Origin of the sequence: Streptomyces sp. WMMC1477 (assembly GCF_027460245.1) — a bacterium.
In the GTDB taxonomy this organism is placed as follows: domain Bacteria; phylum Actinomycetota; class Actinomycetes; order Streptomycetales; family Streptomycetaceae; genus Streptomyces.
Window position 1 is genome coordinate 3,107,280 of sequence record NZ_JAPZBD010000003.1, and the last position, 22,463, is coordinate 3,129,742.

The following is a 22,463-nucleotide window of genomic DNA, read 5'->3' on the forward strand; positions in this document are numbered from 1 at the left end:
TTCACGTGCCTTTCGCAGGGTTTTCCGTGTCCCGGGGTGCGGGGCGGGTCTCGTCCGGCCGGTCCAGCCGGTCCAGCCAGGCGGTGACGGCCTCCGCCGCCGCTCCGGCGTGCTGCTCGATGAGGGTGAAGTGGTCGCCGGGGGCGGTCACCTCGGTGTGGGGGAGCGGCCAGGCGACGGTGCGGCCGGGGCGCTGCTCGGCGGCCTTGACGAGGAGCGTGGGCAGCTGCTCGCCGCCCTCCTCGGCGTCCTCGGTGCCCTCGCCGGCTACCTGCGGCACCGCCTCCAGCAGCCGCAGGTAGCCGCCCATGGCCGTGAGCCGGTCGTCGCCGACGGCGTCCATCCGGTCGGCCATGCCCGCCAGCAGCCACGCGTGGTCGGCCGGGGAGTAGCCGTCCAGCGGCGTGCTGTCGAGCAGCACCACGCCCCGGGCGCCGGTACGGGCGGCGACGGTGTGCGCCAGCAGGCCACCGGACGAGTAGCCGACCAGCACGAACGGCTCGCCCTCCGCCGAAGCCTGACGTACCGCCGCGACCAGGGCCTCGCTCAGCGCCTCCCGGCTCGCGGGCAGCGGCTCACCGGGCAGGAAGCCCGGCAGCGGCAGCGCCGTCACGGGGTGCACGTCGCGCACGGCGGCGGCGAACCGGGCGAACTGGTGCGGCCCGGAGGCCAGGAGTGCACTGGGCAGGCAGAGCAGGTGCGGGCCGGTGCCGCCGTGGGCGAGACGTACCGGGGCCGGGACGGCGCCGGGTTCCCCGGCCCCGGCGAAGGCGGGGCGGAACGCGGCGGCGTCGCCGAGCAGCCGGAGGAAGGCGGCCGACTCGCCACGGTCCAGGGCACGCCGGAACAGGGTGGCGAGCGTGCCGCCGCCCGTGGCCGTGGCACCCCCGCCGCCCGTGGCCGGTTCGACGGCGGCATCCGACGTGCCCGAACCGGTGACGCGGGCGGGGAGTTCGGCGAGCAGCAGGTCGGCCAGCCCGGCCGGGGCCGGGTTGCTCATGAAGGCCGCCGTCGGCAGGGTCACGCCCGTCGCTCCGTTGAGCCGGTTGCGGAGTTCCACGCTGGTCAGCGAGTCGAACCCGAGCTCCAGCAGGCCGCCCTCGGGGAGCGAGGAGGGGTCCGGGTGGCCCAGCACCGCCGCGGCCTCCGCCCGGACGAACTCCGCGACCGTCCGCCGCCGTTCGTCCTCCGAACCGGCTACCGTCAGTCGGCGGGACAGCTCCGCGCCCCGCCCGGATCCGCCGCCGGCCATCTTCCCCGACACCCCGTGGCCGCCCGCCCCGTGGCCGCCCGCCTCGGGCAGTTCGGCGAGCAGCGCGGGCGGGCGCGTCGCCGCGTAGGCGGGGCCGAACCGCGACCACTCGATGTCGGCGACGACGAGACCGCCCTCGGCGCCGTTCAGCGCGGCCCGGGCCGCGTCCAGGGCCCGGGCGGGGTCGAGGAGGGCCAGGCCCCGGCTGTGGAAGCGTTCCCGGCGTACCCGTGCCGCCGCCTCGGCCGTCTCCTCCGTTCCGGCCGCCGCGCCTTCGGGGCCGTCCGGCTGCTCGGCCTGCCCGGCTCCGGGCCGGTCCGGGTCGGTCCACGGGCCCCACGCGAGCGCGGCACCCGGCAGACCGCCCGCCCGGCGCCGGTCGGCCGTCGCGTCCAGATAGGCGCAGGCGGCGGCGTAGGCGCCCTGGCCGACCCCGCCGAACGTCGCCGCGATCGAGGAGAAGAGGAGGAACCCGGCCGGTGAGTGCTCCGCCGTGGCCTCGTGCAGGGCCCGTACCTCGGCGGCCGAGCAGGTGAACGTCTCCGCCAGCCGCCCCGGCGTCAACTGGTCCAGCGGCGCCTCGTCCAGCGGCGCGCCGGTGTGGACGACCGCGGTGAGCGGGGCCCCGTCCGGCAGGGCGTCCAGCAGCGCCGTGAGCGCCGAGCGGTCGGTGAGGTCGACGCCGACGGCCGTCGCCGGGGTGCCGGCTGCCGTCAGCTCCGCGGCGAGGTCGCGTACGCCGTCCTCCTTCCCCGCCGCCAGCAGCAGGTGCCCCGCGCCGCGTCCGGCCAGCCAGCGCGCCACCGCCGCGCCCGTGGCCCCGGCGGCGCCGGCCACGAGCACGGTGCCGCCGGTGACGTCCGCCGTCCCGCCGCCGTCCGCTGTGCCGGGCCCGTCGCCGTCCGCCGGTGCGCCGACCGGTGCGGGGGCGCGGACGAGCCGTCGCACGAAGGAGCCGTCCCGGCGTACGGCCACGGCGTCCTCCCCGCAGGACAGCGCTGCGACGAGGCCGTCCCAGCCGCCGTCGGCCGGCAGGTCCACGAGCCCGCCCCACAGCGCCGGGTGCTCGTGGGCCGCCGCCTGGCCCAGGCCCCAGACCGCCGCCTGGTCCGGGGAGGGCGCGGCGTCGTGCGCGTCCACCGCGACCGCGCCCCGCGTCACCGTCCACAGCCGGGCGTCCGGCTCCGCGTCGGCCATCGCCTGCACCAGGGCGAGGGTGCCCGCCAGGCCGCCCGGCACCACGGCGGCGCCCGGATGCGGTGCCTCGTCCGCGCCGAGCAGCGACAGCACGCCGCGCACGCCCTCGTCCGCGGCCTCCCGCAGCCGCCGCGCCGCCTCGGAGCGCTCGACGCCCCCCGCCGCGACGTCCCACCGCACGCAGCGGGCCCCCGCCTCCTCCAGGGCCCCTACGACGTCCTCGGCCCGGGGGCCGCCGTCCCCGCGCGGTGCCTCGTCGGCGACGACCAGCCAGGTGCCGTCCAGCCGCGGCGTGGTCCCCGCGCCGGCCGGGCGCCAGGCGATGCGGTACCGCATCGCGTCCAGCGGCGACACCGGCCCGGCGGGGAGGGCGGGCGCGGCCGGGGCGAGCCAGTAGCGCTCCCGCTGGAAGGCGTAGGTCGGCAGCTCGCACACCCGCGCACCGCTGCCCGCGAACAGCGCGGCCCAGTCCACCGGGAGCCCGGCCGCGCTCGCCTCGCCGAGCGCGGTGAGGAAGCGGGCCGGCCCGCCGTCGTCCCGCCGCAGCGAGGCCAGCACCGCCCCCGGCGTCCCGTCCGGCCTTGACTCCGACTCCAGGATCTCGCCGACGTTCAGGCCCAGCACCGGCGTCGCCCCGATCTCGACGAACGCCCGGTGCCCCCGCCCCACCAGCTCCCGCACCGCGGCCTCGAAGCGCACGGGGCTGCGCACGTTGCGCCACCAGTAGTCGGCGTCCAGCTCGGCGGTGTCCACGGGGCCACCGGTCACCGTCGAGACGAAGGGGACGCCCCCGCTCACCGGGACGACCGGCCGCCAGCCGGCCAGCAACTCGGCACGGAACGGGTCGAGCTGGGGCGAGTGCGAGGCGAAGTCCACCTTCACCCGGCGGGCCTCCACACCCCGCGCCGCCAGCTCGGCCAGCAGCTCCGTGAGCGCCTCCCCGTCCCCGGAGACGACGACGGCCGAGGCGCTGTTGACCGCCGCCACCACCAGCCGTCCCCCGAACCGCGCCAGCGCCTCGGCCGCCTCCTCCTCCGGCAGCGGCACCACCGCCATACCGCCCTTCCCGGCCAGCGAGTTGAGCACTCTGCCGCGGTGCGCGACCAGCGCCGCGCCGTCGGCGAGGCCGAGCCCGCCCGCCACCACGGCCGCCGCCACCTCGCCCTGCGAGTGGCCGACGACCGCGGCCGGGCGCACCCCGCAGGCCCGCCACAACTCCGCCAGCGCCACCCCCAGGGCCCACTGCACCGGCTGCACCACCCCCGCCGACTCCAGCGAGGGCGCGCCCGCCTCCTCCCGCAGCACCGCGGTCAACGACCAGTCCACGTGCGGCCGCAGCGCGTCCTCGCAGGCCGCGATCCACCGGGCGAACACCGGCGAGAAGTCGAGGAGTTCGCGGCCCATCCCGGCCCAGTGCGCCCCGCCGCCGGAGAACACGAACACGGGGCCCGGCCCGTCGCCCCCGTCGCCGTCCGCCGCGGAACCGGGAACCATCCCGGGCGCGGCACCGGGCGCGGCGCCGGGATCGCCCGTCGCCAGCGCGTCCAACGCCCGGCCGAACGCGTCCCGGTCCCCGGCCGCCAGCACGGCCCGGTGCGGGAACCGGCGCCGCGTGGCCGCCAGCGAGAACGCCACATCCAGGAGGTCCGCCTCCGGGTGGGCGTCCAGATGGGCACGCAGACGGGCCGCCTGCGCCCGCAGCCCGTCCCCGCTCCGCGACGACAGCACCCACGGCACCGGCGTCCCCGCGCCCAACGTCAGCGGGGCCTCCCCGTCCGGCGCCCGTCCGGCACCCTCCGCCCCCGGCGGCGCCTCCTCGACGATGACGTGCGCGTTCGTGCCGCTCACCCCGAACGCCGACACCCCCGCGCGCCGCGGCCGTTCCCCACGCGGCCAGGCCCGCTCCTCGGTCAGCAGTCCCACGGCGCCCGAGGACCAGTCGACGTGCGGGGTCGGCGCGTCCACGTGCAGCGTCCTCGGCAGCCTCTCGTGCCGCAGCGCCTGCACCGTCTTGATGATCCCGGCCACCCCGGCGGCCGCCCCCGTGTGGCCGACGTTGGACTTCATCGAGCCCAGCCACAGCGGCCGGTCCGTCGCCCGCTTGCCGTAGGTGGCCAGGAGGGCCTGGGCCTCGATGGGGTCCCCGAGGGTGGTGCCGGTGCCGTGCGCCTCGACGGCGTCCACGTCGGAAGGCTCCAGCCCGGCCGCCGCCAGCGCCGCCCGGATCACCCGCTGCTGCGCCGGGCCGTTGGGCGCCGTCAACCCGTTGCTGGCCCCGTCCTGGTTGACCGCGCTCCCGCGGATGACCGCCAGCACCGGGTGCCCCCGGCGCCGCGCGTCGGACAGCCGCTCCAGCAGCAGCACCCCGACGCCCTCGCCCCAGCCCGTGCCGTCCGCCCCTGCCGCGAACGACTTGCAGCGCCCGTCCGGGGCCAGCCCCCGCTGGCGGCTGAACTCCACGAACCCGGCCGGGGTGGAGAGCACCGTCACCCCGCCGGCCAGCGCCATGCCGCAACGGCCCGAGCGCAGCGACTCCACCGCCAGATGCGTCGCCACCAGCGACGACGAGCAGGCCGTGTCCACCGACACGGCGGGCCCGTCCAACCCGAGCGTGTAGGAGAGCCGGCCCGACAGGACACTGGCCATGTTGCCCGTCAGCACGTACCCCTCGACCGGGTCCGACGTCGACAGTGTCAGCGAGCCGTAGTCCTGACCGCTCGTTCCGACGAACACCCCCGTCTCCGCCTCCGACAGCTCCGCGACGTCCAGCCCCGCCCGTTCCACCGCCTCCCAGGCGGTTTCGAGCAGGATGCGCTGCTGCGGGTCCATGGCGAGGGCCTCGCGCGGCGAGATGCCGAAGAACTCGGCGTCGAAGTCCGCCACGTCGTGGACGAAACCGCCGTGCCGCGTGTAACTCGTGCCGGGATGGCCGGGATCCGGATCGTAGAGCGCGTCCAGGTCCCAGCCGCGGTCGGTGGGGAAGCCCCCGATCGCGTCCCGGCCCGCCGCCAGCAGCTCCCACAGCTCCTCGGGGGACGCCGCGCCCCCGGGGAAGCGGCACGCCATCCCGACGACGGCCACCGGCTCCCGCTGTCGCGCCTCGGCGCGGTGCAGCCGCCGCAGCGCCTCGTGCAGGTCCACCGTCACGCGCTTCAGGTAGTCCCTCAGCTGTGCCTCGTTCGCCATCAGGCGCTCCCCCGGGCGGTGTTGTGGTCAGTGGTCGGGGCCTCGAAGGTGCCCAGTCGGTCGTTGATGAACGCGAACAGCTCGTCGTCCGTGAACCCCTCGACGGCCGACGCGACCTCCGCCGGTCCCAGGTCGTCCGACGCGTACGACGGGTCCGAGGCCGAGGTCAGCGGGCCCCCGACGAGCTCCGGCGCAGCTCCGGCCGCCGGCCGGCCGCCGTCTCCCGCGGCGGATCGTTCTCCGGCTCGCCCCGGTGCCGAGGCCGCGTCCAGCTCCGCGAGGACCAGCTCGGCCACGGCCGTCGGCGTCGGATGGTCGAACACCAGCGTCGCGGGCAGCCGCAGGCCCGTCGTCGTGTTGAGCTGGTTCCGCAGTGACATCGCCGCCAGCGAGTCGAAACCCAGCTCCTTGAACGGCCTCGACGCCTCCACCGACTCCGCGCCCTCGTGCCCGAGCACCGCCGCGGCCGCCGACCGGACCACGGCCAGCACCGCCGACCGCCGCTCCTCGGCCGGAAGCCCCGCCAACCGGGCCGACCACGCCGAGCCGTCCCCACCCCCGTCTCCGTCGGCGTCCTCCGACTCGCCGCCGGGCGCCAACGCCTCTGCCACCTCGGGCAGTTCCGCGAGCATCGGGCTCGGCCGGGACGCGGTGAACAGGGGTGCGAACCTCGCCCAGTCCACGTCTGCGACCACCACGTTCGTCTCGTCGTGGTCCAGCGCCTGCTGGAGCGCCGCCAGGGCCGCCTCCGTCGTCAGCCCCGTCAACCCGCGACGTTCCAGCTGAAGCCTGCGCTCACCCTCGGCCGCCGCGTCCTCCACTCCGATCGGCGCCTCCGCCCACAGGCCCCAAGCGATCGACGTCGCATGCTCTCCGGCCGCCCGGCGTGCCTGCGCCACCGCGTCCACCGACGCGACGGCCGCGGCATGAGCCCCCTGCCCCGCCGCACCCCACACCCCGGCGACGGAGGAGAAGACGACGAAGGCGTCCAGGCCGCTGGTGTAGCCCCCTGCGTCGTCCTCTGCGTCGGCCTCTGCGTCGTCCACGGAAGTGTTTGCGGCGGCGTTCCCGGAGGCGTTCTCGGCGGGGGCGACGGGGCGTGTCAGCTCATCCAGCAGCCGAGCGCCGGTCACCCGCACGGACGTCCCCTCGGCCAGCGTCTCCGGCGTCAGCTCCGCCATCGGCATCCACGTGTCGGCCTCGGCGGTGTGGAAGACGGCGGACAACGGCAGGCCCTCCGGCACGCCGGACAGCAGAGCGCGGACGGCGTCCCGGTCGGTGAGATCACAGGGCACGACGGTCACCTCTCCCGCGCCCAGCTCCCGCAACTCCGCGACCAGCGGCCCGCCCGTGCCCGCCCCGTCCGGCCCCGCCCCGCGCGCAGGGCACGTCAGGATCAGGTGCGGCGTACCCGCCCGGGCAAGCCAACGTGCCACCAGGGCACCCGTCCCCGTCATGCCACCGGTGACGAGTACGGTGCCCCTCGGCCGCCATGCCTCCCGCGCCCCGGCGGGGTGCGGCGCGCGGCGGAGACGGGGCACGCGGACGCCGTCGTCGCGGACCGCGAGCTGGTCCTCCTGGCCGGTCAGGTGTCGCGTGAGGAGGGCGTAGTGCTGCGGTTGGGGCTGTGCCGGCAGGTCGACGAGGCCGCCCCACCGGGTGGGGTGTTCCAGGGCCGCGACCCGTCCGAGCCCCCAGATCTGCGCCTGCTCGGGGCTGGGCGCCGCCTCGTCGTGGCGGACGCGGACCGCGTTCGTCGTCACCTGCCACAACGGCACGGGCGCTCCGCCCGCCGCCTCGTGAGCGTTCACGAGGTCCACCACGTCGGCCGCCTCGGGCAGCAGGCTCAGCACACCCGACAGGCCAGGGTGCTCCTTGCGGAGAGCGGCCAGCTCAGCGGGTCCCTCGCACGGCACCACGACCGCACCGGCCGCCTCGAACGCGGCCGTCAACGCCGTCGGCACGCCGGCGGTCGCGACCACGGCCCAGGTGGCCCCGCTGCCATCCGCCGGTTCGGCGACGTCCAGCGGACGCCAGTCCACCCGGTACCGCCAACTCCCGAGATGCCGTGTGCTCCGCCGCCACGCCGCCAGGGCCGGAAGGACGGCACCGAGGGCGTCGGGGTCCAGCCCCAGGTCGCCCGCGAGCCTGCGGGGGTCCGCCTTCTCCAGCTCGGTCCAGGAGGAGTCCTCCGAAGTGGGCTCGGTCGGGTCGGGGTTCAGCCAGTAGTTCCTGTGTTGGAAGGGGTAGGTGGGGAGTGGTGTGGGTGGGGTGTTGTGGTGGTTGGTGGTGTTGGGGTGTGTGGGGGTGAGTCCGTGGGTGTGGGTGTGGGCGAGTGCGTGGGTGAGTTGGGTGGTGGTGGGTTGGTGGCGTTTGAGGGTGTGGTGGGTGGTGGTGTGGGGGTGGGTTTGGGTGATGTGGGTGGTGAGGGTGGGGTGGGGGCTGGGTTCGAGGTAGTGGGTGTGTCCGGTGGTGGTGAGGTTGGTGAGGGTGGTGTGGAAGCGGACGGGGTGGCGGAGGTTTTGGTACCAGTAGTCGGGGTTGAGGGGTGTGGTGGTGTCGATGGGTTGGGTGGTGAGGGTGGAGTGGAAGGGGATGGTGGGTGGGGTGGGGTTGATGGGGGCGAGTTGTTGGAGGAGTTGGTTGCGGAGGGTGGTGATGTGGGGGGTGTGGGAGGCGTAGGTGACGGGGATGCGGTGGTGTCGGATGTCGTGTTGGGTGCAGTGGTGTTGGAGGGTGTCGAGTTGGTGGGGGTTGCCGGCGATGATGGTGGTGGTGGGGGAGTTGTGGGCGGCGATGTGGAGGTCGTCGTAGGGGTGGATGAGGTGTTGGGTGTCGTTGGGGTTGAGGTTGAGGGAGAGCATGCCGCCGGGTGGGGCGTGGTGGTGGAGGGTGTGGGAGCGGAGGGCGATGATGCGGGCGGAGTCGTGGAGGGTGAGGGCTCCGGCGATGTGGGCGGCGGTGATTTCGCCTTGGGAGTGGCCGATGACGGCGTGGGGGTGGATGCCGTGGTGCTGCCAGGTGCGGGTGAGGGCGATCATCATGGCCCAGAGGGCGGGTTGGACGATGTCGGTGCGTTGGAGTAGTTCGGGGTCTTGGCTGGTGAGGACGTGGCGGAGGTTCCAGTCGGTGTGGGGGGCGAGGGCTTCGGCGCAGGCGTCGATGGCTGTGGTGAAGGCGGGGTGGGTGTCGAGGAGTCCGGTGGCCATGCCGGGCCATTGGGAGCCTTGTCCGGGGTAGACGAAGACGATCTTTCCGTCGGTGGCCGTGCCCTCGATCACGGTCGGGTGTGGCACGCCCTCGGCCAGAGCCTCCAACCCGGCGAGGAGTTCCTCGCGTCCGGTGCCGGTGACGGCGGCGCGTTCGGTGAACCGGGCCCGGGCACGCAACGAACGACCCACCGCCGAGGGATTCTTGGCCGGGTGTCGTGCGAGGTGTGCGTGCAGCCTTCGGGCCTGGTCCCGGACGGCGCCTCGGGTGTGACCGCTGAGCGGCCAGTACACGGGGTTCGGCTCTTCCTCAGGCGGCTCTGGGGTGGTGTCGCCTTGTTCGAGGATGACGTGGGCGTTGGTGCCGCTGATGCCGAAGGAGGAGACGGCGGCGCGGCGGGGTCGTCCGGTGTCGGGCCAGGGTCGTTGTTCGGTGAGGAGTTGGATGGTTCCGTCGGACCAGTCGATGTGGGGTGTGGGTTGGTCGATGTGGAGGGTTTGGGGGAGTTGGCCGTGGCGCATGGCCTGGATCATTTTGATGAGGCCTGCGGCGCCTGCGGCGGCTTGGGTGTGGCCGATGTTGGACTTGATCGAGCCGAGCCACAGGGGTTGGTCGGTGTTGCGGTTGGTGCCGTAGGTGGCTTGGAGGGCTTGGGCTTCGATGGGGTCGCCGAGGGTGGTGCCGGTGCCGTGGGCTTCGACGGCGTCCACGTCGTCGGTCGTCAGTCCGGCGTTGGTCAGGGCGGTGGTGATGACGCGTTGTTGGGAGGGGCCGTTGGGGGCGGTGAGTCCGTTGCTGGCGCCGTCCTGGTTGGTGGCGGTGCCGCGGACGACGGCGAGGACGGTGTGGTGGTTGCGGCGGGCGTCGGAGAGGCGTTCGAGGAGGAGGAGTCCGGCGCCTTCGGCCCAGCCGGTGCCGTCGGCGGCTGCTGCGAAGGGTTTGCAGCGGCCGTCGGGGGCGAGGCCGCGTTGGCGGCTGAACTCGATGAAGGTGCCGGGGCTGGCCATGATGGTGACGCCGCCGGCCAGGGCGAGGTCGCTTTCGCCGGAGCGTAGGGACTGTGCGGCGAGGTGGACGGCGACGAGGGAGGAGGAGCAGGCGGTGTCCACGGTCACCGCCGGGCCCTCGAACCCGAACGTGTAGGACAGCCGGCCGGAGGCGATGCTCCCGGTGTTGCCCGTGCCGAAGTAGCCCCCGAGATCGTCCGGGAGGTTCGGCAGGCGTGATGCGTACTCGTGGTACATGAGGCCGGTGAAGACGCCGGTGCGGGTTCCACGTTGGGTGGTGGGGTCGAGTCCGGCGTTCTCCAGTGCTTCCCAGGCGGTTTCGAGGAGGATGCGTTGTTGGGGGTCCATGGCGAGGGCTTCGCGGGGTGAGATGCCGAAGAGGTCGGCGTCGAAGTGGCCCGCGGTGTGGAGGAAGCCGCCGTGTCGGGTGTAGGTGGTGCCGGGGTGGTCGGGGTCGGGGTGGTGGAGGGTGGTCAGGTCCCAGCCGCGGTTGGTGGGGAAGGGGGTGATCGCGTCGCGGCCCTGGGCGACCAGGTCCCACAGCTCGTCCGGTGAGGTGACGTCACCGGCGTAGCGGCAGGCCATACCCACCACCACGATCGGATCGTCGGTGAGAGGTGTGCCGTCGCGGGGAGCGGGGGCCGCGGACGTGCCCGTGGCGGCGCCGAGCAACCGCTCGATCAGGTGGTCGACGAGGGCTTCCGGGTTGGGGTGGTCGAAGAGGAGCGTGGCCGGGAGGCGCAGCCCGGTCGCGTCGGCCAGCCGGTTGCGGAGCTGGACCGTGGTGAGTGAGTCGAAGCCCAGGTCCTTGAAGCCACGGGTGGGTTCCAGGGCCGTGGTTCCGGAGTGGCCGAGGACGGCGCTCACCTCGGCGGCCAGGAGTTCCTGGACGGCCTGCGTCCGTTCGGCGGGGGTGAGTCGGTCGAGCCGTCCGGCCAGCGGGGCCGTGTTCCGTCGCCGGGAGGCGACGCGCTCGGCGGGTGCACGGAACAGCTCGCGGAGCGGGGCGGGCAGATCACCGGCGGCGGCGCGGCGGCGCAGGGCAGCGGGCTCTAGCCGTACGACCGCGGTGAACGGGTTGTCCGAGCGGGCGGTTGCCACGTCGAAGAGGCGGAGGCCCTGCTCGGGGTCGAGCGGAACCATGCCGCCGTCGGCGATGCGGGCCTTCTCCGCGTCGGAGAGGTGGCCGCTCATGCCGGTGGGCTGGTTCCACAGGCCCCAGGCGAGGGCGTGGGCGGGTTGGTTCTGTGCGGCGCGGTGACGGGTGAGGGCGGTGAGGTGGGCGTTGGCGGCGGCGTAGTGGGCCTGACCGGGGTTGGGCAGGGCGGCGGTGATGGACGAGAAGAGGACGAAGTGGGTCAGGCGGAGGTCTTGGGTCTGGTGGTGGAGGTTGAGCGCGGCGTCGACCTTGGGGTCGAGCACGCTGTGGAGTTGCCGGTCGGTGAGGTTGGCCGTCAGGGCGTCGTCGAGGTGGCCCGCGCAGTGGACGACGGCGGTGAGGGGGTGGCCCGGCCGGGTGGAGTGGGTGAGGGCGTGGACGCTGTCGGGGTCGGTGAGGTCGCAGGCCGTGATGGTGACGGCGGCACCGAGCGAGGTGAGTTCGGCGTGGAGCCGCTCGGCGGTGGGGGTGTGGGGGCCTTGCCGGTTGGTGAGGACGAGGTGGCGGATGCCGTGCCGCTCCACGAGGTGGCGGGCGATGAGGGAGCCGAGCCCACCGGTGCCGCCGGTGATCAGGACGGTGCCGTCCGCGTCCCAGGCCGGGTCGGCGGCGTCGCCCGCCGGAGGGAGGGACGTGAGGCGGGGTGCGCTGATCCGGCCGGCCGTGAGGACGAGTCGGGGTTCGGCGGTGTTCAGCGCGGCGGGGAGGGCGGTGAGGGTTGCGGGGTGGTCGTCCACGTCCAGGACGGCGAGGCGGCCGGGGTTCTCGGCCGCGGCGACCTGGACGAGCGCGTGGAGGGGTTCGCGCAGCAGGTCGGAGGTGGTGGAGTGGGTGAGGGCCACGAGACGGGAGGCGTCCTGGGCGTGGTGGGCGAGCCAGTCCCGGACGAGGTGGAGGGTGTCCTCGCAGGCGTGGTGGATGTCGGCCGCGTCGGGATCGGTGCCGGTGGGCAGGAAGGCGAACACCGCCTCGGGGGAGGGCAGACGTCCGGCGGTCACGGCCTCGCGCAGCGCGGCCAGGTCGGGGAAGGCCGGGCAGTCGGGGTAGGGGCGCCAGTCGGTCGGGCCGACCACCGCCCAAGGGCCCGGCTCCGCACGTTCCCCGGAGGTCAACTCCACCCATTCCAGGCCGTACAGCGGCTCCTGGCCGGTGTCCGCCGGGCGCAGGGCGAGGCGCTCGACGGAGACGACGGCATTGCCGTGCTCGTCGGTGGCGTGCAGGGAGACCCCGTCCCCGCTCTCGGCCGGGGTGAGGCGGACGCGGAGCGACGAGGCCGAGGCGGCCCTCGCGTGCAGGCGTACGCCGGTCCAGCTGAACGGCAGGCGCGGGCGCCCGGTGGCGTCGGCGGTGTCGGCGGTGTCGGCGGCGTCGGTGGTGTCGGCGGTGGGACCGAGGGCGAGGGCGTGGAGGGCGGCGTCGAGGAGCGCGGGGTGCAGGGCGAAGCCGCCCGGGCCGCTTGCCGTCTCCGACGGGGGGAGGGCGACTTCGGCGTGGACGACGTCGCCGTCGCGCCATGCCGCGTGCAGGCCCTGGAAGGTGGGCCCGTAGGGCAGTCCGGCGGCGGCCAGGTCGTCGTAGAGCCCCTCGACCGGTACCGGGATGGCGTCGTCCGGCGGCCAGGTGTCGGCGGCGGGCGGGGGGCGTCGTGTCGGGTGGCCCGGCGGTGGTCGTCCCGTCGGCGTGGTGGGTCCATGCGGCGTCGGTGCCGACGGGGCGGGAGTGAACGCCGATCCGGTGTTCGCCCGCCGGTCCGGCTTCGCGGACGGTGACCTGAAGCTGTACCGCCTGCCCCGGCTGGAGGACGAGGGGCGCCTGCAGGGTGAGTTCGGACAGTCCGGTGTCGCCGGTGCGCTCGGCGGCGTGGAGGGCGAGTTCGAGGAGTGCGGTGCCGGGGACGACGACGGTCGAGCCCACCCGGTGGTCGGCCAGCCAGGGGTGGGTGTCGAGGCTCAGCCTGCCGGTGAGCACGAACCCTTCGGCGTCGGCGAGTTCCACCGAGGCGCCGAGGAGCGGGTGGTCGGCGGAGCCGAGCCCGAATCCGGTCGCGTCACCGTGTGCGGGCGCGGAGGGCAGCCAGTAGGTCTCGCGCTGGAAGGGATAGGTGGGCAGCTCGGGTTGGCCGCCTCGGGGCTCGGGGAGGACCCGGTCCCAGCGGATGTCGGCACCGCTCTCGTGGAGGGTGGCGAGGGTGGTGAGGTAGGTGTGTGTTGGGGGGTGTTTGGGGTTTTGGGTGGGGAGGTGGGTGTGGTGGGGGTTGTTGAGGGTGTTGGTGGTGAGGGTGGTGAGGGTGGTGTCGGGGCCGAGTTCGAGGGTGGTGGTGATGTTGTGGTGGGTGAGGGTGGTGAGGTGGTCGGTGAAGCGGACGGTGTCGCGGACGTGGTGGGCCCAGTGTTGGGGGTTGGTGAGGTGTTCGGTGGGGGTGGTGAGGGGGGTGGTGGGTTGGTGGTAGGTGAGGGTGGCGGCGACGGTGTGGAGGTCGTCGAGCATGCCGTCCATGTGGTGGGAGTGGAAGGCGTGGGAGACGCGGAGTTGGGTGGTTTTGCGGCCTTGGTGGTGGAAGTGCTGGGCGATGGTGCGGACGGCGTCGGTGTCGCCGGAGATGACGGTGTCGTGGGGGCTGTTGAGGGCGGCGATGGAGACGCGGTCGTTGAGGTGGGGTTGTATCTCCTGTTCGGTGGCGTGGATGGCGGTCATGGTGCCGCCGGTGGGCATGGTTTGCATGAGGTGGGCGCGGGTGGTGACGAGGTGGGCGGCGTCGGTGAGGGTGAGGATGCCGGCGCAGTGGGTGGCGGTGAGGTCGCCCAGGGAGTGGCCGGTGAGGAGGTCGGGGGTGATGCCGTGGTGGGTGAGGAGGTGGTGGAGGGCGGTTTGGTGGGCGAAGAGGGCGGGTTGGGCGTAGCGGGTCTGGTCCAGGAGGGCGGCTTGCTCGGTGCCGGGTTCGGCGAACATGAGGTCGCGCAGGGGCCGGTCCAGGTGGGGGTCGAGGGCCTCGCAGGCCTCGTCCAGGGCGCGGGCGAAGACGGGGAAGGCGGTGTAGAGCTCGCGTCCCATGCCCGGACGCTGACTCCCCTGACCCGAGAAGAGAAAGGCCGTACGGCGGCGTCCCGTTACCTTCGGCGCGGCGTGCTCGGTGCGGCCCTGAGCCAGGGCGTCGAGCCCCGCCAGCAGGGCGTCGCGGCCGTCCGCCAGCACCACCGCGCGGTGGTCGAGGGCGGCGCGGGTGGTGGCCAGGGCGTGCGCGAGGCTCGGGAGGTCCACGTCCGGGTGGGCGCGGACGAGGTCCCCGACACGGTCGGCGTGGGCGCGCAGGGCGGGAAGGGTGCGGCCCGACAGCAGTACCGGAGTCCACGACGGCGCGGCACCGGCCGACGACGCCTCGGGGTCCGGCGCCGGGGCGGCGGGTCCGGGCTCCGGCGCCTCCTCCAGCAGGACGTGGGCGTTGGTTCCGCTGACGCCGAAGGAGGAGACGGCGGCCCGGCGCGGACGGCCTTCGCTCGCCGGCCACGCGCGGGCCTCGGTCAGCAGCCGGACGCCGCCCGCCTCCCAGTCCACGTGGGGCGTCGGCGTGTCCACGTGCAGGGTCCTGGGCAGCCGCCGGTGCCGCATGGCCTGCACCGTCTTGACGATCCCGGCGATGCCCGCCGCGGCCTGGGTGTGCCCGATGTTGGACTTGACCGACCCCAGCCACAGCGGCCGGTCCGGGGCACGGTCCCGCCCGTACGTGGCGAGCAGTGCCTCGGCCTCGATGGGGTCGCCGAGGGCGGTGCCGGTGCCGTGGGCCTCCACGGCGTCCACGTCGGACGTCGTCAGCCCGGCGCCGGCCAGCGCCGCCCTGATGACCCGTTCCTGGGACGGCCCGTTGGGCGCGGTGAGGCCGTTGCTGGCGCCGTCCTGGTTGACGGCCGTGCCCCGGACGACGGCCAGGACCCGGTGCCCCTTGCGGCGCGCGTCGGAGAGCCGTTCCAGCAGCAGGACGCCCACGCCCTCGGCCCAGTTGGTGCCGTCGGCGGTGGCGGAGAACGCCTTGCAGCGGCCGTCGGCGGCGAGTCCGCGCTGTCGGCTGAAGTCGAGGAACGTGCCGGGGCTGGCCATGATCGTCGCGCCGCAGGCGAGCGCCATGGAGCACTCGCCCGAGCGGAGGGCGCCGGTGGCGAGGTGGAGGGCGACCAGAGCCGACGAGCAGGCGGTGTCGACCGTCGCCGAGGGCCCCTCCAGGCCGAGCACGTACGACAGCCGTCCCGACATGACGCTCGCGGCGATGCCGGTCAGCCGGTGCCCTTCGACGGCCGGGGCCGACAGGGCGGACTGGTGGAGGGCGGGGCCGTAGTCCTGGCGCATCGCGCCGACGTAGACGCCGGTGTCGCTGCCGCGCAGGGACATCGGGTCGAGCCCGGCCCGTTCGACGGCCTCCCAGGAGGTCTCCAGCAGGAGCCGCTGCTGCGGGTCCATGGCCAGGGCCTCGCGAGGCGAGATCCCGAAGAGGCCGGCGTCGAAGTCCCCGGCGTCGTGCAGGAAGCCGCCTTCGCGCACGTAGCAGGTGCCGGGCGTCTCGGGGTCCGGGTCGTAGAGGGCGTCGAGGTCCCAGCCCCGGTTCGCCGGGAACGGGGACATGGCGTCCCGCTCCGCCGCGACCAGGTCCCACAGCTCCTCCGGCGAGGTCACCCCACCGGGGAAGCGGCACGCCATACCGACGACGGCGATCGGCTCGCGCGCCGCCTCCGTCAGCGCGCGGTTCTGCTGCCGCAGCCGTTCGCCCTCGCGCAGCGAGCGGCGCAGGGCCTCGACGAGCTTCTCCGTCGACATGTCACTCATCGCGAAACCACACCCGCCAGGTCAGAAGTTCGAGTCGGAGTCGGGGCCGGGGCCGGAGCCCGTGCCGGAGTCGGGGCCGGGGCCGGTGTCGGAGCCCGGTCCGGAGCCGGGCTCGTTGAACGCCAGGTCGATGAGGCTCTGGGCGTCCAGGGCGTCGAAGTCGATCTCCGACGTGGGGCCCGTCTCGTCCTCGCGTCCCGCCTCGCGCCCCGGCTCCGGTGACGGCGCCTCGGCCTGTTCCGGCCCACCGGAGGAGCCGCCGTCGGGCGTTCCGGGCGCGGAAGGCGCCTGCGGTGCTTCGTGCGCGAGCAGGGCGGACAGCCGGTCCGCGAGGGCGCGCGGCGTCGGACGGTCGAAGAGCAGCCCGGCGGGCAGCCGCAGGCCCGTCGCCCTGGCGAGCCGGTTGCGCAGCTCGACCGAGGTCAGCGAGTCGAAGCCGAGGTCCTTGAACGCCTCGTCCGGCGCCAGGGCGTCCGCGTCCCCGTGGCCGAGCACCGAGGCGGCGTGCTCGCAGACGAGGTCGAGGAGCATCCCCTCCCGTTCCGCGGCGGTTCCGGCGGCGGCGAGACGCCGGGCGAGGGACCGTCCGCCGTCCCGCTCACCGGCGGCACCGGATCGGTGGGCGGAGGAGCCGGTGGCGTCCGGGGCGCCGGGACCGCGGACGGCGGTGCCGTGGCCGCCCCGCGCCAGGTCGCGCAGGAGCGCGGGGACCTCGGAGCCGCCGGCCCGTAGCGCGGCGACGTCGAGCGCGACCGGAACCAGCACGGCGTCGTCCAGTCCCAGGGCGGCGTCGAACAACCGCAGGCCCTCGCGTGCCGAGAGCACGCCGGAACCGGAGCGGGCCATGCGGCGGCGGTCGGCCTCCGCGAGCCCGGCGTTCATGCCGCCGGGCTCGTCCCACAGCCCCCAGGCGAGGGACAGGGCAGGGAGGCCGAGGGCGCGGCGGTGCTGGGCGAGGGCGTCGAGGAACGCGTTCGCCGCGGCGTAGTTGGCCTGCCCGGGGCCGCCCGTCGTCCCTGCGGCGGAGGAGAAGACGGCGAACAGGGCGAGGTCGGCGTCGCGCGTGGCCTCGTGGAGCAGCCAGGCGGCGTCCACCTTGGGCGTGAAGACGGCGCGCAGCCGCTCCGGCGTCATCGAGGGCAGCACGCCGTCGTCCAGGACGCCGGCCGTGTGGACCACTCCGGTCAGCGGGTGGGCCTCGGGCACGCGGGCGAGCAGCCGGGTCAGCTCGGCGCGGTCGGCGACGTCGCAGCGGGCCACCGTGACCTGTGCGCCACGGGTCTCCAGCTCGGCGACCAGCTCGGCCATGCCGGGCGCTTCCGCCCCGCGCCGTCCGGCCAGCAGCAGCCGCCGCACGCCGTGCTCGGCGACGAGGTGCCGGGCGATGAGGCCGCCCAGGGCGCCGGTGGCCCCGGTGACCAGCACGGTGCCGTCCTCGTCCAGCGGACGCGGCACCGTCAGCACGACCTTGCCGCGGTGCCGGGCCCGGCTCAGGTGCCGCAGGGCCTCGCCCGCGGAGCGCACGTCCCACGCGGTCACCGGAGGCAGGGCGAGGGCGCCGGAACGGAACAGGGCCAGTACCTCGGCCAGCATGCCGGCGATGCGCTCGGGGCCCGCCTCCACCAAGTCGAACGCCGTGTACTCGACGCCGTGTTCGGCTTGAACGGCGGCGGGCTCGCGCACGTCCGTCTTGCCCATCTCCAGGAAGCGTCCCCCGGGGCGGACGAGCCGCAGCGAGGCGTCCAGGAACTCCCGCGTCAGCGAGTTCAGGACGACGTCGACCCCGGCGCCGTCCGGCGACGCGGCCCGGAAGGCGTCCGCGAAGTCGAGCGTGCGGGAGGAGGCGATGCGCTCCCCGGGCAGGCCGAGCGCCCGCAGGGCGGGCCACTTGCCGGGGCTCGCCGTGCCGTACACCTCGGCGCCCAGATGCCGCGCCACCTGCACGGCCGCCGTTCCCACGCCGCCCGCGGCCGAGTGCACCAGCACGGACTGACCCGGCTTGACGCCCGCCAGGTCCACCAGCCCGTAGTAGGCGGTCAGATACACCACGGGGACGGCCGCGGCCTGCGCGAACGACCACTCCTCGGGCATCGGGGCCAGCAGCCGCCGGTCGGTCGTGCCCAGCGGCCCGGCGCTTCCCGACACCATGCCGAACACCCGGTCGCCGGGGGCCAGATCGGTGACGTCCGGGGCGGTCTCCAGCACGACGCCGGCGGCCTCGGCCCCGATCGTCACCCCGCCCGGATACATGCCCAGCGCGCCCAGCGCGTCACGGAAGTTGAGTCCGGACGCCCGCACCGACAGCCGTACCTGCCCCGGCGCCAGCGGCGCGACGGCCTCCGGCGCGGGGACGAGGGCCAGGTTGTCCAGCGAGCCCGCCTCCGTGACGTCCAGGCGCCAGGCGCCCGAGGACGGCGGAGCCAGCTCCGGCGGCTGTGCGGTGGCGAGCCGCGGTACCAGGATCTCGCCGTCGCGCACGGCCAGTTGGGGTTCGGACAGCGCCAGGGCCGCAGGCAGCGCGCGCACCGAGTCCGGGGCGTCGTCGACGTCCACGACCACGATCCGGCCCGGGTTCTCCGCCTGGGCCGAGCGCAGCAGCCCCCACACCGGCGCCGCGGCGAGGTCGGGCGTCTCGGCCTCCCCGGCGGCGACGGCTCCGCGGGTGACCACGACCAGGCGGCTGTCCGCCCACCCGTCCTCCGCCAGCCAGCCCTGCACCGCTTCCAGCACGCGGCAGGCCAGGGCGTGCGCGGCGGCCGGTACGTCCTCGGGGTTGTCCCCGGGGCCGGACCCGACGGGCAGGACGACGACCTCGGGTACCGCCTCGCCGCCGCCGGGCGTGCCCGTCCCGGGCAGGCGGAGGACGGCGCCGGGCAGCGCGTCGGCGTACGCGTCCACGAGCTCGCCGGACACGCCGCCGTCACCCCGCACGGCCCAGCTCACCGGCGGAGTGCGCGGGGCGGGCGGCGCGTCCGGCGGCGCCCAGCGCAGCCGGTACAGCGAGTCGACGGCGGCACGCCGCCGGGCGGGCCGGACGGCGGACAGCGGCCGGAGCAGCAGCCCTTCGACGTCGAGAAGCGTGCCGCCCTCGCCTCCGCCCTCGGCGTCGACGGCGATGGCGAGCAGCGTGACCGAGTTCGGCTCCGCGCCCGGCGCGATGCGCACCCGCAGGCCGCCCGCACCGGAAGCGGTCAGCTGGACCCCGGACCAGTGGAACGGCAGGTGGGCCGAGTCCGACGTCGTGTAGGAGCCGAGGGCGATGGCGTGCAACGCGGCGTCGAGCAGGGCCGGATGGAGCGAGAAGCCGGCCGCGGACGTCACCGTCTCCCCGGGCCACTCGACCTCGGCGTAGACGGTCTCCCCGTCCCGCCAGACACCGCACAGCCCCCGGAAGGCGGGACCGTGGCTCAAACCTCCCGCGGAGAGCCGCTCGTAGAGGCGGTCCAGTTCCTCCTGCCCGACGGGCTCGGCGCCCGGCGGCGGCCACGCGGCCAGGGCCTCCGCGGTCGTGGGCTCGGCGGTGGTGGCCTCGGGGGGCGGAGTCGTGTCCGTTCCGGGGTCCGGGGCGAGCCTGCCCGAGGCATGACGCGTCCAGGCCGACCGGGGTCCGGCGTCCGCGGCCCGTGAGTAGACGCTCAGCGCGGCGCCCCCGGCCTCGTCGACCGCGCCCACGCTGACCTGGAGGTCGACGGTCTGGGCGGGGTCGAGGGTGAGGGGGGTTTCGAGGGTGAGCTCGTCGAGCGTGGTGTGGCCGGTGCGCTCGGCGGCGTGGAGGGCGAGTTCGAGGAGCGCCGTGCCGGGGACGAGGACGGCCCCCTCCACGGCGTGGTCGGCGAGCCAGGGGTGGGTGTCGAGGCTCAGCCGGCCCGTGAACAGCACGCCGTCGTCGGCGGCCAGATCCACCTCGGCGGTGAGGAACGGATGCCGACCGCGGCTGCCTTGGCGCGGCGCGGCGTCCAACCAGAGCCGCTGGCGCTGGAAGGGGTAGGTGGGGAGGTCCGTCGTGTGGGTGCCGGAGGTGAGGTGCTGCCAGTTGAGCTTCGCCGCGCCCCGGCTGTGGAGGGTGGCGAGGGTGGTGAGGTAGGTGTGTGTTGGGGGGTGTTTGGGGTTTTGGGTGGGGAGGTGGGTGTGGTGGGGGTTGTTGAGGGTGTTGGTGGTGAGGGTGGTGAGGGTGGTGTCGGGGCCGAGTTCGAGGGTGGTGGTGATGTTGTGGTGGGTGAGGGTGGTGAGGTGGTCGGTGAAGCGGACGGTGTCGCGGACGTGGTGGGCCCAGTGTTGGGGGTTGGTGAGGTGTTCGGTGGGGGTGGTGAGGGGGGTGGTGGGTTGGTGGTAGGTGAGGGTGGCGGCGACGGTGTGGAGGTCGTCGAGCATGCCGTCCATGTGGTGGGAGTGGAAGGCGTGGGAGACGCGGAGTTGGGTGGTTTTGCGGCCTTGGTGGTGGAAGTGTTGGGCGATGGTGTGGACGGCGTCGGTGTCGCCGGAGATGACGGTGTCGTGGGGGCTGTTGAGGGCGGCGATGGAGACGCGGTCGTTGAGGTGGGGTTGTATCTCCTGTTCGGTGGCGTGGATGGCGGTCATGGTGCCGCCGGTGGGCATGGTTTGCATGAGGTGGGCGCGGGTGGTGACGAGGTGGGCGGCGTCGGTGAGGGTGAGGATGCCGGCGCAGTGGGTGGCGGTGAGGTCGCCCAGGGAGTGGCCGGTGAGGAGGTCGGGGGTGATGCCGTGGTGGGTGAGGAGGTGGTGGAGGGCGGTTTGGTGGGCGAAGAGGGCGGGTTGGGCGTAGCGGGTCTGGTCCAGGAGGGCGGCTTGCTCGGTGCCGGGTTCGGCGAACATGAGGTCGCGCAGGGGGCGGTCCAGGTGGGGGTCGAGGGCCTCGCAGGCCTCGTCCAGGGCGTGGGCGAAGACGGGGAAGGCGGTGTAGAGCTCGCGTCCCATGCCCGGACGCTGACTCCCCTGACCCGAGAACAGGAACGCCGTCTTACCCGTCGTGACGGTGCCGGGTTCCGGACCGGTGACGAGGTTCGGGTGTGGGGTCCCGGTCGCGAGTGCCGTGAGCGCCTCCCGATCGGCGCCGAGGACGACCGCGCGCTCGGCCAGCGTGGCCCGACCGGTGGCCAGCGTGTGCGCGACGTCGCCTGGTGCCAGTTCGGGGTGGGTGTCGAGGTGCCGGGTGAGGCGTGCGGCTTGGTCGGTCAGGGCTTCGGGTGTCTTGGCGGAGAGGGGCCAGAGGGTGGGTGCTGTGATGGGTGAGGTGGTGTGGGGGTGGTCGGTTGGTGGGGTGTGTTCGAGGATGACGTGGGCGTTGGTGCCGCTGACGCCGAAGGAGGAGACGGCGGCGCGGCGCGGACGGTCGTCGGTGGTTGGCCAGGGTGTGGCTTCGGTCAGGAGGTTGACGGGTGCGGTGTGCCAGTCGACGCGGGGGTTGGGTTGGTCGATGTGGAGGGTTTGGGGGAGCCGTGCGTGGTGCATGGCGTGGACCATCTTGATGACGCCCGCGACGCCCGCTGCTGCCTGGGTGTGGCCGATGTTGGACTTGACCGAGCCCAGCCACAGGGGCCGGTCCTCCGGTCGCTTGCCGTAGGTGGCCAGGAGGGCCTGGGCCTCGATGGGGTCGCCGAGGGTGGTTCCGGTGCCGTGGGCCTCGACGGCGTCCACGTCCGCCTCCGTCAGCCGCGCGTTGACCAGCGCATCGAGGATGACGCGCTGCTGCGAGGGGCCGTTGGGCGCGGTGAGGCCACTGCTGGCGCCGTCCTGGTTGACGGCCGTGCCCCGGACGACGGCGAGGACGCGGTGGCCGTTGCGGCGGGCGTCGGAGAGCCGTTCGACGAGGAGGAGTCCGGCGCCCTCGGCCCAGCCGGTGCCGTCGGCGCTCGCGGAGAAGGACTTGCAGCGTCCGTCGGCCGCCAGCCCCCGCTGGCGGCTGAACTCCACGAAGGTGTCGGGGGTGGACATGACGGTGACGCCGCCCGCCAGGGCGAGGTCGCACTCGCCCGAGCGCAGGGAGCGGGCGGCCAGGTGGAGGGCGACGAGGGAGGAGGAGCAGGCGGTGTCCACGGTGACGGCCGGCCCCTCCAGCCCGAAGGTGTAGGCGACGCGGCCGGTGGCGATGGATCCGGCGCTGCCACTGCCGACGTACCCCTCCAGGTCCGGCGGGAGCTCGGGCAGCCGTGAGGAGTAGTCGTGGTACATCAGTCCCGCGAAGACGCCGGTGCGGCTTCCGCGCAGGCTGGTGGGGTCGATGCCCGCGCGTTCGAAGGACTCCCAGGCGGTCTCCAGCAGGAGCCGCTGCTGCGGATCCATCGCGAGGGCCTCGCGCGGGGAGAGGCCGAAGAACGCGGGGTCGAAGTCGGCGGCGTCGTGGAGGAAGCCGCCCCGGGTGCAGTAGGTCGTACCCGTGCGCTCGGGGTCGGCGTCGTACAGCCCCTCGGTGTCCCAGCCGCGGTCGGTGGGGAAGTCGGAGATCGCGTCGACGCCCCGGTCGACGAGCTCCCACAGCTCCTCGGGCGAGCTGACGCCGCCGGGATAGCGGCACGCCATGCCGACGATCGCGATCGGCTCGGCCGCCTGCTCCTCAAGGTCGCGGAGTCGTTGCCTGGCCTCCTGCGCGTCGGCGATGGCCCGCTTGAGGTAGTCGCGGAGC

3 protein-coding genes and 1 pseudogene are annotated in these 22,463 nt (G+C 74.7%); all 4 read right to left on the reverse strand.

What is annotated here, in order from left to right:
• Position 1 precedes the first annotated feature (1 nt).
• Positions 2 to 5,635 (reverse strand): type I polyketide synthase, encoded by a 5,634-nt coding sequence (locus O7609_RS14355; protein WP_269743669.1) that lies wholly within the window; start codon positions 5,633 to 5,635, stop codon positions 2 to 4.
• Positions 5,635 to 12,084, reverse strand: a complete 6,450-nt coding sequence (locus tag O7609_RS14360; RefSeq protein ID WP_269743670.1) for a type I polyketide synthase — start codon at positions 12,082 to 12,084, stop codon at positions 5,635 to 5,637. Before O7609_RS14360 ends, O7609_RS14355 begins: the two co-directional genes overlap by 1 nt.
• 135 nt (positions 12,085 to 12,219) lie before the next feature.
• Positions 12,220 to 15,787, reverse strand: a pseudogene (locus O7609_RS14370) (type I polyketide synthase); the annotation flags it as partial.
• Between the two features lie 57 nt (positions 15,788 to 15,844).
• Entirely contained in the window at positions 15,845 to 22,438 is a 6,594-nt protein-coding gene (locus O7609_RS14375; RefSeq protein WP_443072251.1) for an SDR family NAD(P)-dependent oxidoreductase, read from the reverse strand.
• Positions 22,439 to 22,463 lie beyond the last annotated feature (25 nt).

Bases quoted from the DNA above. Each gene is read 5' to 3' on its own strand.
- O7609_RS14355 (WP_269743669.1), bottom strand. From the start codon at position 5,635: ATGGCGAACGAGGCACAGCTGAGGGACTACCTGAAGCGCGTGACGGTG.